This is a genomic window from Actimicrobium sp. GrIS 1.19, assembly GCF_035984655.1.
GTDB lineage: Bacteria > Pseudomonadota > Gammaproteobacteria > Burkholderiales > Burkholderiaceae_D > Actimicrobium.
This window is the reverse complement of sequence record NZ_JAXCHT010000026.1, coordinates 45,009-57,226: the sequence shown is the minus strand read 5'-3', so window position 1 is coordinate 57,226 and position 12,218 is coordinate 45,009. Positions and strand designations below refer to the sequence as shown.

6 protein-coding genes and 2 pseudogenes are annotated in these 12,218 nt (G+C 57.7%); 7 read left to right on the top strand and 1 reads right to left on the bottom strand.

Annotated features, from left to right (window positions below; genetic code table 11):
• Nucleotides 1-96: 96 nt before the first annotated feature.
• A pseudogene (locus RCH09_RS16385) lies at nucleotides 97-2,283 on the bottom strand (class I SAM-dependent DNA methyltransferase); the annotation flags it as partial.
• Between the two features lie 671 nt (nucleotides 2,284-2,954).
• On the opposite strand from RCH09_RS16385, the gene RCH09_RS16380 reads away from it, so the two are divergent.
• The 7 genes and pseudogenes from RCH09_RS16380 to ycaO all read left to right on the top strand — a co-directional run bounded on the left by RCH09_RS16380 (nucleotide 2,955) and on the right by ycaO (nucleotide 12,062).
• Nucleotides 2,955-3,176: a hypothetical protein gene (locus RCH09_RS16380; RefSeq protein ID WP_326942205.1), complete on the top strand. Its 222-nt coding sequence runs from the start codon at nucleotides 2,955-2,957 to the stop codon at nucleotides 3,174-3,176.
• A gap of 178 nt (nucleotides 3,177-3,354) precedes the next feature.
• Complete coding sequence (locus RCH09_RS16375; RefSeq protein WP_326942204.1) at nucleotides 3,355-4,314, top strand: DUF932 domain-containing protein; 960 nt, start codon at nucleotides 3,355-3,357, stop codon at nucleotides 4,312-4,314.
• Nucleotides 4,315-4,392: 78 nt separating this feature from the next.
• A pseudogene (locus tag RCH09_RS16370) lies at nucleotides 4,393-5,394 on the top strand (YqaJ viral recombinase family nuclease).
• A gap of 304 nt (nucleotides 5,395-5,698) precedes the next feature.
• Entirely contained in the window at nucleotides 5,699-6,442 is a 744-nt protein-coding gene (locus tag RCH09_RS16365) for a Crp/Fnr family transcriptional regulator (protein WP_326942203.1), read from the top strand.
• Between the two features lie 143 nt (nucleotides 6,443-6,585).
• Nucleotides 6,586-9,297, top strand: a complete 2,712-nt coding sequence (locus RCH09_RS16360; RefSeq protein ID WP_326942202.1) for a PAS domain S-box protein — start codon at nucleotides 6,586-6,588, stop codon at nucleotides 9,295-9,297.
• A gap of 41 nt (nucleotides 9,298-9,338) precedes the next feature.
• On the top strand, nucleotides 9,339-10,175 hold the full coding sequence (locus RCH09_RS16355; protein WP_326942201.1) for a response regulator: 837 nt from the start codon (nucleotides 9,339-9,341) through the stop codon (nucleotides 10,173-10,175).
• 156 nt (nucleotides 10,176-10,331) lie between these two features.
• Nucleotides 10,332-12,062, top strand: a complete 1,731-nt coding sequence (gene ycaO, locus RCH09_RS16350) for a 30S ribosomal protein S12 methylthiotransferase accessory factor YcaO (protein ID WP_326942200.1) — start codon at nucleotides 10,332-10,334, stop codon at nucleotides 12,060-12,062.
• The last annotated feature ends 156 nt before the right edge of the window (nucleotides 12,063-12,218 follow it).

Genomic DNA, 12,218 nt, shown 5'->3' with positions numbered 1-12,218 from the left:
GGCCCGCTTGTTACGCATTGCTACGGTCATTGTTTCTCCTTGATGGCGGCAGTCTCCTGCCAAATGACCGTTTACACAAAATTATTTACACCCTCCCCCTTCAATACGATGCCAAATGGTCGTGATGCGTTTCGCTTCATCTGAGTTTCGGTCTTCAATCCATAGGCAATAACGCTCCAAGCCGCGAATGAACTCCGCCGAACCATAGATACGGCGAATAAAGCGGTCTTGTTGTTCAAGAGTTAGGCCAAGTTTATCGACTTCATCTCTGGTCAGCAGTAGATGTCCTCCATCGACGGGCTTGTTTCCAAAGCTCATTTCTGCTTGTTCACTGAAGGGGCGCGCTGCTTTTTCCGCCATCACATTCGCGCCCGTCACCAAGTACGCGTTGATAAAATCTGCCTGCTTTTCAATCGTTCCACCGTCGTCTGAAACTGAAAATAACCGACGTGCCTTTCCAGTCTGATTGGTAATGCCAACAATTACAACGGTCACGCCCGCGTTGTGACTTGCCAGATTTGTCCACTTAAACGATGTATGCGCAAATGCGATCTGCTGATTGCTGCCAAAAATCAATGGCCAGAGAATCGGCACCTGAGAACCCTGGCAAATGGAATTTGTAGATACAAACGCGGCGGTCGCTTTGGTCCGGGTGCCGTAGTCGGCAGCCTTCATAAACCAACCAGCCACATAGTCCAGTGATTTCCAGTTCTTGGCGCGTTTACCGAAAATGATCTCCAATTCCGCCTTCTGCTCAGCAGTCTGCCAAGTGGAACCGAGATACGGTGGATTGCCACAGATATACGTTTCGCCGCCTTCGTTCTCGAAGTCGATTTCCGTTTGATTCAATGGTGTTCCGAACAGGTCATCAGCTATCAACTTGACGCCTGTTCCTGTGGGAGGGCAAATGCTCAACCAATCCAGCCGTAGCGCATTGCCGCATATGATCCAATTCTCGGCATCCAGCGGCAAGACCTTAGCAAGCGCATCTTTTTGCCCGCGATACAATACATCGCACTGAAACTCAGCAATGATAAGTGCAAGGCGTGCAATCTCTGCTGGGAAATCGCGCAGCTCGATGCCTCGGAAGTTGGTCAATGGTATCTCGCTGCCTAGATGCGACTCACCACGGCTGCGGTTAATTTTCGCTTCGATCTCACGCATCTGTTTGTAGGCAATCACCAGGAAGTTGCCGGAGCCACATGCCGGGTCGAATACACGGATGCGCGCCATGCGTTTGCGCAGGTTCAACAGCTTTCGCTCGTTGTCGCCGGCTTCGGCCAACTGTGTGCGCAGGTCATCCAAAAATAGTGGATTCAACACCTTCAAAATGTTGGGCACGCTCGTGTAGTGCATACCCAACGCGCCGCGCTCTTCGTCGTCGGCCACAGCCTGAATCATGCTGCCGAAGATGTCCGGGTTGATCTGTTTCCAGTTCAGCCCGCCCGCATGAAGCAGGTAAGTTCGCGCCATTCGCGTGAAGCGTGGCACTTCAGTGCTGCCCGAGAATAGGCCGCCGTTCACATACGGAAATTGATCGGCCCAGGGGCGCAGCTGAGCCGCCACGCGATGCCGATTGTCGAGCATCCCCTCGTGACGGGTCGGCACGTTCATGGCTCGGAACATCTCGGACAGCACCGTGTGGGTGTTGGAACCGTCGCGCTCGCTCATCTGCTCCACTGCTTTGGTGAAAAGCCCATCCCCATTGAAAATGTCGGTGTCTTCGGCAAAGAAGCAGAATACTAATCGGGCCATGAAATGGTTCATGTCGTGGCGGCGCTCGTTTGTGGCCCAGTCAGGGTTTTCACGCAGCAGTTCGACGTACAGTTTATTCATGCGCCCGGTGGCGCGCACATCGATGGGGTTGTCCTTGATCTCCTTGATCGTGGAGATACCGGCCAGCGACAGGAAGAAGCCGAAATGATTGGGGAAGTCAGGATAGTCGCACGTCTTGGTTTCGCCGCCAGCTAGGTCTTCGGCCTCAAGAGTTTGCCCGTCGGTAGCGAGGATGAATTTCGCCTTGGCTTTTGTGGTGGCCGGGCTGTTGCGCAATGCCTTTAGGGTTGCGCCTACGTTGCCGACTTCGCAAACGGCGATATGGATATTGTTGCGTTGGAGTACGCCGCCAGGCACATCCGACGTATTGTTATTGCCAGTGCGCAGGCGCTTTAGGGCCGTGTCCTTGTTGCCAAAAGCTTGAAGGAATGCAAACGGGAACTCCGCTTGGTCAAACGGCGCAAGCGCTAAGTCTGATACTGCTGATTCGATTTCTACTGCATTCATGGACACTCTGGCAATCTGACGAGACACACCTACTAGAGTGTTGACTCATAAGCAATTATTATGGGCAAAAAATACCTACCATTTTAGCATTCGGGCGCTTGAAAAACGACCCTTTTGATGCTGTGCTTCTACACGGTGTCGCACGGTTGCCGCGACTGTAAGCGCAACAACCGGTATGGCCGGCGTCACCACAGCTTCGGCGCGATTTCCCCGACGCACTACCCAAGAATTTCTTGGACACATATCACCTTGTTGAGGTTGGCAGATGCCAACCTTTATGCCTGCATATTCATGCTTTCATAAAAACCATCACGCTCAAGACATTACTGAGGACTCAGCATGCAACCAAATAATTCTCCGCTTGAACATCTTGCAGCGTTCGCTATCGTCTTCGCAGCCGGGATCTTGTCCGCTGCGAGCTTGGCCAGCTATATCGCACGAGTGCAACGAAACGCAAATCGTGGTCACCGCACACGAGCTGGACCCGCAGGCGGACCTCCATTCTCTCAAACTACCAGGAGGAGCATGACCAAATGACATATCGATGTCCAAATTGTCAGTCCGCTCGCGTTGAGACCAAGGACTACGCGCGAAAGACAGGCTGCACAATTGGCGCCATCGCTGGAGCCACTTGCGGCGTCACAGGCGCTGCCAGTGGCGCTGAGGTGGGAATGATTGCCAGGCTGACGATGGGCCCGCTAGGCGGCGTTCTGGGTGGTTTCGCCGGCGCTATAGTTGGCGCGCTTATTGGTGGCGGTGTCGGCGCCAGCGCTGGCGTTCGTCTCGGTGAAATTATTGACGAGAATATACTGAAGAATTTTCTCTGCCTAGCCTGCGGCAACCGTTTCAGCGCTACGGATGCCGCTGGAATGTATGACCCCTCTTTTGAATAAGTAGACCGGCTCCGTTCACAGCAAAGCGAGCCGTCAGCAATCGCGGTCGATGTCCTCACATGGACCGCCATCCGGTCTCGTCGCATTCTTCGTTTCTCCCACAACTACCTGTGCCCTCTCATGTTGCTTGACCGCAGCAGCGCAGCACGCATCTATCAAACTGAAAAGGAAATTATTTATGGCGCACCTTCTTGAACAAATGGCATACGTCGGCGAAACGCCTTGGCATGGGCTCGGCAACAAGCTTGACACCCACCAGCCCATAGACGTATGGGCAAAACAGTCCGGAATGGATTGGCAAATTCGTGAAGCGCCAGTACGTTACATGACGGAAAGTGCCGGGGGGCTCGGCGCAATCGAATCGTTCCCCGAAAACAAGGTGTTGTTTCGTTCCGACACCAACATGCCGCTGTCGGTCGTAAGCCAACGCTACAAGGTGGTACAGCCCAGTGAAATTCTGGAGTTCTACCGCGACCTCACTGAAGTTTCTGGTTTTGAGCTTGAGACCGCAGGAATTTTGAAGGGCGGTCGGAAACTTTGGGCGCTGGCACGGACAGGGCAATCGTCCACACTCAAAGGCAATGACGTAACCAATGCCTACGTGCTACTAGCGACAGCATGCGACGGTACGCTGGCAACCACAGCGCAGTTCACCAGCATCCGGGTCGTATGCAACAACACGCTAGCCGTGGCGCTGGGCAGCAGCACGGGAGCCGTGAAAGTTCCGCACAACACGTCGTTCGATCCGCAATCGGTTAAGCGTCAACTTGGGATCTCAGTTGGTACTTGGGACTCCTTCATGTACCGGATGAAGGGTTTGAGCGAGCGGAAGGTGATGTCGCACGAAGCGGCGAACTACTTTCTTCGTGTTTTATCCGACCTCGAAAAGACGACCGCCCAAGGTACAAATGGGCGAGCGATGGCCAAAGCCATGGCTCTGTTCGACGGGCAGGGAAAGGGCGCAGAAATGGAATCGGCAAAGGGCACGGCGTTTGGTCTGCTCAATGCTGTTACCGAATTTGTTGACCATGAACGACGCGCCAGGAGCACGGATCACCGACTGGAATCCGCGTGGTTCGGGCAAGGGGCAGCGCTCAAGCAGAAGGCACTTGACCAGGCGCTTTTAATGATCGCCTGATCAAGGCGTTTTGACACTCATAAAGCCCGGCTGAGCGAACCCTCGGCCGGGCCTTTTCACTTTTGGGAGGATTAGAAAATGACCAACGCAGTGATTGCGGAAAAATCTCACCGGCCAGCGTTAAGGCTAGTTTCAACGAAGGAACTGAGCCGGGACGCCTGGCTGAACGTGCGAAAGGGCGGCATCGGCAGCAGTGATGCGGCGGCGGCGGTTGGGCTCAATCCGTACCAGTCGCAACTGGAACTTTGGCTCGTCAAGACAGGCCGCGATGCAGGTATGCCGAAGATCGATCCCAAGGATGAGACCTCGCCGATGTACTGGGGGTCGTTGTTGGAGCCGATCGTGGCCGCGCACTACACAAGGCGTTCAGGCAATCGGGTAAGACGTGTCAACGCAGTTCTTCAGCATCCCGACCCAAACAATGCGTGGATGCTGGCGAATCTGGACTACACGGTCGTTGGCGCCGACGACGTGCAGATCTTGGAATGCAAGACCGCTGGCGAGTTCGGCTCGCGTTTATGGCGTGACGGCGTTCCCTAGTATGTGCAGTGCCAGGTCCAGCACCAGCTCGCCGTGACTGGAAAAACCACGGCGGATGTTTGCGTGCTGGTGTGTGGACAGGAAATCAGGATTCACCGAATCGAACGCGACGATGCCCTGATCGCTCGCCTGATCGAGCTGGAACGGAAATTCTGGAGTTACGTGGAAAGTGATACGCCACCGCCTGCGGACGGTTCCGATTCCGCCGCCATGGCGTTGCAGTGCTTGTATCCGCGCGACACCGGTGACGCCATCGATCTTTCCGATGACCGCACCATGTCCGCGACGTTCGCCGACTTGGTGGCTGTTCGTGACGACATCGCCAATCGTGAAAAGATCGAGTCCGAACTGAAGCAACGCCTTCAGCAACGCATGGGCAGTGCCAGTCGGGCGAAATTCGAGACCGGCGACGTTTCTTGGAAGCGTAGCAAGGACGGGCTCGGCCTAGATGTCGCCACTCTGTTGAAGGAACAGCCGACCTTGCTTTCCGAGTACCCACTCACCCGATCCGGTAGTCGTCGGTTCCTCATCAATACGTAGTCCAAAACCGAAACCACTCACCCTGTCCGCAGCGGTTTTAGCGCGGCCTGTCCCTTGCTGAGACCTGGGCGGGCGGTGCCACAAAAAGGGAGCAAGAAATGATCAAAGGCTTAGCATGTTGCCCGGGATATTTGCATTTTGGAATCCGCTTTCATGCTGCGACGAAACCATCATTGATACTCTTGGTTTCGCACGTGGATACTACTCAGAGTAGGCCGCAGATTATGTTACCTTGTCGCTCTTGGCGGCTTTTTTGCGTCATATGCCACCTCAACGGTTTACGACTGGAATCCGAATCACCATCATGTCCAGCATTCACGAGCCCTCACAAAATCATCTGCTGGCCGCCCTTCTCGATGCCAATCGCGAGGCGCTCGAACCGCACCTCGAATTGGTCCCGATGCGGCTGGGCGATGTGCTGTACGAGTCAGGTGGCAAGCTGCAGCATGTCTATTTTCCGACCACGTCGATCATCTCGCTGCATTATTTGCTGGAAAATGGCGGCTCGTCCGAGATCGCCGGCGTTGGCAATGAAGGCGTGCTCGGCATCCCGCTGCTGATGGGTGGCGACACCACGCCGAGTCGCGCCGTGGTGCAGACCAGTGGGTTTGGCTATCGCATGAAAGCGCACATTCTGGTCGATGAATTCAACCGGGCCGGGCCGGTGATGCGTCTGCTGTTGCGTTACACCCAGGCGTTGATCACGCACATGTCGCAAACTGCCGTGTGCAATCGCCACCATACCGTCGAACAGCAACTGTGCCGTTGGCTGCTGCATACGCTCGACCGCATGCCATCGAATGAATTGACCATGACGCAGGAGCTGATCGCCAACATGCTCGGGGTGCGTCGCGAAGGCGTGACCGAAGCCGCCGGGCGCCTGCAAAGTCATGGCTTCATCAGTTATCGGCGCGGCCACATCACGGTGCTGGACCGCGATGGACTGGAACAGGACGTCTGTGAATGCTATGGCGTCGTCAAGAGAGAGTTCGTTCGTTTGTTATCCGACGTCCGCAAGCGAGAAGGACGCGGCGCCACAACAGTTTAGGCCGGTCAGCAAACCCTGCCTGGCAGGGCCGGTTCTGCTGGACGTTATTGATCATCTCCGACACGGCGGCAGGAAGCGCTTTGCCTTCACCTTCTTTGAGCCGGGTCCTGCGCTCATTGGTCTGCCACGAAGTGTTATTCATCATGACAAAATCAACCCCGTTATCCGTCGAGCGACCGATGCTGATCGGTTTCGCCTCGACCATGCTGGTGTTGCTGCTGGTCGGCAGCATCACCTGGAACAATGCAAGCGAATCGGCCACGGCGGCACGCGTGGTCAGTCGCGGCCACAACCTGATTGACGACCTCGCTCAACTGCGCGACAAACTGGATCGCGCCGAAAACCGCCAAGGCAGTTATTTCCTGACACACGAACCGGTGTTTCTGACACAACGCGACCAGGCTGCTGCGCAAGCGACTGCGATGATGCAGAAAATCCTGGTGTCGGCGCAGGATCAGCGCGCCGAGCAGGAGCGCATGACCCGACTGCAGCTTGCCGTATCCCAACGCCTGAGCATGTTCACAGAAACCCAGGCGGCATTCGATGCACAAGGTTTTGCAGCGGCGCAGCCGCAGTTCAATGCAGGACGCATCGCGGCGGCAAGCGTGCAGGAAATCATCGACGAAGCGACCCGTGCCGAACAGGGTTTGCTGGCACAGCGCAAAGACAGCGAACTGTTGCGACTCAAAATCATCACCCTCAGCGTTGCGGCACTGCTGGTGTTCCTGGCGCTGCTGACGTTATGGATCCGGCACGTGACACGGCGTCAATTGGCGGCCGACCTTACGTTGCAGGAATCGCAACAGCCACTGCTCAAGGCTGGCGCGCTACAGGATGCGATTTTCAACAGCGCCAATTTTTCCAGCATTGCTACCGATGCCGATGGCGTGATCCAGATTTTCAACGTCGGCGCTGAAACCATGCTTGGCTACAGTGCCGATGAGGTGGTCAACAAGATTACGCCGGCGGGCATCTCCGATCCGCAGGAAATCATTGCCCGAGCCGAAGCCCTGAGCCTGGAACTCGACACGCCGATCACACCCGGTTTTGAAGCGCTGGTGTTCAAGGCGTCGCGCGGGATCGAAGACATTTACGAGATGACCTACATCCGCAAGGACGGCAGCCGCTTCCCGGCGATCGTCTCGGTCACGGCCTTGCGCGACGCCGACGACCGGATCATCGGTTATCTGCTGATCGGCACCGACAACACCGCCCGCAAGCAGGTCGAAGCCGAACAGGCGCTGCTCGACCAGCGTTTGCGTGACCAGCAGTTCTACACGCGCTCCCTGATCGAGTCGAATATCGATGCCTTGATGACGACCGATCCGCGCGGCATCATCAGCGACGTCAACCAGCAAATGGAGGCACTCACCGGTTGCAGCCGCGATGAGCTGATCGGCGCGCCGTTCAAGGATTATTTCACCGACCCGGCGCGGGCCGAAGCCGCCATCAAGCGCGTGCTGCGCGAAGGCAAGGTCACCAATTACGAGCTCACCGCACACGCGCGCGACGGCCGCGAAACCGTGGTGTCCTACAACGCCACCACGTTCCATGATCGCGACCGCAAGCTGCAAGGCGTGTTTGCCGCCGCCCGCGACGTCACCGAACGCAAACAGTTCGAACTGGCGCTGCAGGAAAACAACCTCGAGCTCGAAGGCGCCAAGGCCGCCGCCGAGAAGGCCAACCTGGCCAAGTCCGAATTCCTGTCGAGCATGAGTCACGAATTGCGCACGCCACTCAATGCGGTGCTGGGGTTCGCCCAACTGATGGCCTCCGGCGCGCCGCCGCCGACGCCGGCCCAGCAGCTGTCGCTCGACCAGATCCTCAAGGGCGGCTGGTACCTGCTGCGACTGATCAATGAAATCCTCGATCTGGCGATGATCGAGTCCGGCAAGGTCACCATGTCGCACGAGTCGATGTCGCTGGCCGATGTGCTGGCAGATTGCCAGGCGATGATCGAACCGCAGGCGCAAAAACGCGGCATCCAGATGGTCTTCACCCAGTTGGCCAGTCCGTTTTATGTCCATGCCGACCGCACGCGGGTCAAGCAGGTGATGATCAACCTGCTGTCGAACGCCACCAAATACAATCGCATCGGCGGCGCCGTCACGGTCGACTGCACCATGCATGGCAGTGGCCGGGTCCGCGTCAGCGTGCGCGACAGCGGCATGGGACTGACACCGGAACAGGTTGGCCAGTTGTTCCAGCCATTCAACCGGCTGGGCCAGGAAAGCAGCGCCGAAGAGGGTACCGGAATTGGCCTGGTGGTGACCAAGCAGCTGGTCGAATTGATGGGCGGGACCATCGGTGTCGAAAGCACGGTCGGCGTCGGTTCGGTGTTCTGGGTGGAACTGGTCGGCGCCAACGCTCCGGAACTGGAATTTGGCGAACACGGCGACAGCCATGTGCCCGATCAAAATCCGCTCGGCCCGCAGCAGGCGCCGCAACGCACGATCCTGTATGTCGAAGACAATCCGGCCAATCTGGCGCTGATCGAGCAGTTGATCGCCCGCCGTGGCGACCTGAAGCTGCTGTCCGCCACCGACGGTCATCAAGGCATCCAGCTGGCGCGTGCCTACCAGCCGGACGTGATCCTGATGGATATCAATTTGCCCGGCATCAGCGGCTACGGCGCCATGGCAATTTTGCGCGAGGATATTGAGACCGCGCACATCCCGGTCATGGCACTGTCGGCCAATGCCGTGCCGCGCGATATCGAGAAAGGCATGGAAGCCGGGTTTTTCCGTTATCTGACAAAACCGATCAAAGTGCCGGAATTCATGGAAGCCCTGGACCTGGCGTTGCGTCATGCCGACCAGCGAGGTTTGGACAAGACACTTGAACCTGTCGCATAATATTGGCGACCTGCACCACACTTTTTTCTGGGATTACCGCAATGCTTGAAGCCGCCGAAATGCTTAACGCCAGTATCCTGATCGTGGACGATCAGGAGGCCAATGTGATTCTGCTGGAGCAGATGTTGCGCGCCGTTGGCTATCAAGATATCAGTTCGACCATGGATCCCACCAGCGTCTGCGACCTGTACGCCGAACACCGGTACGACCTGATCCTGCTGGACCTGCAAATGCCGGAGATGGATGGATTCCAGGTCATGGATGCGCTGCAAAGGATCGAAACCAACGGCTATCTGCCCGTACTCGTCATTACCGCCCAGCCCGGCCACAAACTGCGGGCGCTGCAGGCCGGCGCCAAGGATTTCGTCAGCAAGCCGTTTGACCTTGTCGAAGTGCAAACCCGCATTCACAACATGCTGGAAGTGCGTCTGCTCTACAAGCGGCTCGGCAATTACAACAAGGTGCTCGAACAAACCGTGGCCGAACGCACCGCCGAACTGCGCGAAAGCGAAGCCCGCTTCAGGAGTTTTACCGAACTGTCCTCGGACTGGTACTGGGAGCAGGATGCCGAGGGCAAATTCATCCGCACCTCCGGCCCGGTCCATGACATGCTCGGGATCGGCGCCGACGGGCTGACCACCCCGCCCGACCCGGCCAGTCCCGGACGCTGGAATACCGCCCAGCGTGACCAGCTCAACGAATACATCCACAACCGCCGACCTTTCCTCGACTTCATTTACAGCCGCAGCAAGCAGGATGGCACCGAACAATTCCTGCAGGTCAGTGGCGAACCCATGTTTGATTCGTCAAGTCGGTTCATTGGTTATCGCGGCATTGGCATGGATGTCACCGAGCGCATCGAACGCCGCGCCAAATAGCGCCACCCCGCTGGCGTCGCGTCACCCTTCCGCTGCAACCAGCCGCGCTGCCGGCGACAATTTACCAGTCGCCCTGCGGCGCGCATCTCTGTAAAATCCGCATACCCGACGGCGGCCATCGCGTGCGTCGCATCCAGACAACCCACCGAGTCCCCCATGCAAACCGAAAGCTTTATCCCCGGCAAAGACGCCTCACTGGAATCCACCATTCGCACCATGCAGGCCAAACTGGCCGTACGCGGCTTTACGCTGGACGAATCGTCCTGGTTGAATCCGGTTGAAGCGATCTGGTCGGTCCACATGCGCGACCGCGATTGCCCGATGCTGTTCTCCAACGGAAAAGGGGCGACTGAACTGGCGGCCCGTGCCAGCGCCTATGGCGAATTTTTCGAACGCCTTGGCACGCATTATTTCTGGACCCATTTCTATCTCGGCGCGACCCGCGCCAACCGCCCTTTCGTGCATTACCCGCAAGAACGCTGGTTCGCCCCCAGCGAAGATGGCCGCTGGCCGACCGAGCTGCTCAATCCCGAGCTACATGCCTTCTACAACCCGGACAGCGAAATCGACAGCCAGGTGCTGGTCGATCTGAATTCAGGCAATGTCGAACGGGGCATCTGTGCCCTGCCCTACACCCGTCTGCGCGATGGCACGGCGACCTGGATTCCGGTCAACATCATCGGCAATCTGTATGTCAGCAACGGCATGGCTGCGGGCAATACGATGATGGAGGCACGCAGCCAGGCACTCTCGGAAATCTTCGAACGTCACATCAAATACCGCATCATCAGCGAAGGACTGTGCCTGCCCGAGGTGCCCGAGGATGTCATCGCGCGCTATCCGGGCATCGCCGCCGGCATCAAGGGTCTGCGCGAAGCCGGCTTTGGCATTCTGGTGCGTGACGCCTCGCTCGGCGGACGGTATCCGGTCATGTGCGTGACGCTGCTGCACCCGAAGGACCAGGGCGTGTTCGCCAGCTTCGGCGCCCATCCGCGTTTCGAGATCGCGCTCGAACGGGCACTCACCGAACTGCTGCAAGGCCGTGCGCTGGAATCGCTCGAAGGTTTCCCGGAGCCCGGTTTCGACATGGATGAGATCACCGCAGTCGCCAATCTGGAAATTCATTTTGTCGATTCAAGCGGCGTGGTCAGCTGGAACTTCCTGGGCGACACGCCCGACTTCCCGTTCGCCGACTGGAACTTCAGCAACACCACCGAAGAGGATTACCACTGGTTGTGCCAGGCCGTGCATGCCGAGGGCAAGGACATCTACGTTGCCGACTTCAGCGAACAAGGCGCGTACAGCTGCCGCATCCTGGTGCCGGGCATGTCGGAAATCTATCCGGTGGAAGATCTGGAATGGGAAAACAACAGTGTCGGCAATGACATCCGGCCGGCACTGGTGCGCCTCGATGCGCTCAATGACGCCGAATCGGCGCAACTGCTGGACTATCTGCAAACCTCGAACCTGAACGACGAACGTCCGTTGTGGGAAATCCTCGGGCTGGCGATTCCGGTTGGCACTGCATGGAAGGAACTGCGTATCGGCGAGCTCAAGACGCTGCTGGCACTGGCAATCGGCGACGAGGAAGCCACCCGCGAGGGCTGCGACTGGATCCACCAGTACAAGCAAATGAATCCGGCGCGCCGTCTGGTCTATCGCTGCATCGAAAGCCTGCTCAATCTGGACGATCCCGAAAACCACCGGCGGGCACTGGATCTCTTGTACGGGCCTGAGACGGTGCGGCAGGCGGCCGCCCTGCTTGACCGCAGGGAGCGTTTCTTCGGCCTTGCCACGCTCGGGCCTGACATGCAGGGCAGCGCCATGCACCAGACCCTGCTGGCGGCCTATGACAAACTGTTTGCAGCCGATCGCGCGCCGCAGTAGAAAACGGCGGGCACCGCAGGCAGGTCATCGAGCGACGCAGCCGGATTGCCGCATAGCGCAACTGCTTGCGGCTGGTTTCCATCTAGCATTTTGATCGGCACTAAAGGCATGCGATTCACAGGCGCACGGTGTGCGCTTGAAAGTGTAAAAGCATGG

Excerpts from the sequence above, each read along its gene's own strand:
- RCH09_RS16380 (WP_326942205.1), top strand. The coding sequence starts at position 2,955 with ATGATTGCCAGGCTGACGATGGGCCCGCTAGGCGGCGTTCTGGGTGGT.
- RCH09_RS16375 (WP_326942204.1), top strand. The coding sequence starts at position 3,355 with ATGGCGCACCTTCTTGAACAAATGGCATACGTCGGCGAAACGCCTTGG.
- RCH09_RS16365 (WP_326942203.1), top strand. The coding sequence starts at position 5,699 with ATGTCCAGCATTCACGAGCCCTCACAAAATCATCTGCTGGCCGCCCTT.
- RCH09_RS16360 (WP_326942202.1), top strand. The coding sequence starts at position 6,586 with ATGACAAAATCAACCCCGTTATCCGTCGAGCGACCGATGCTGATCGGT.
- RCH09_RS16355 (WP_326942201.1), top strand. The coding sequence starts at position 9,339 with ATGCTTGAAGCCGCCGAAATGCTTAACGCCAGTATCCTGATCGTGGAC.
- ycaO (WP_326942200.1), top strand. The coding sequence starts at position 10,332 with ATGCAAACCGAAAGCTTTATCCCCGGCAAAGACGCCTCACTGGAATCC.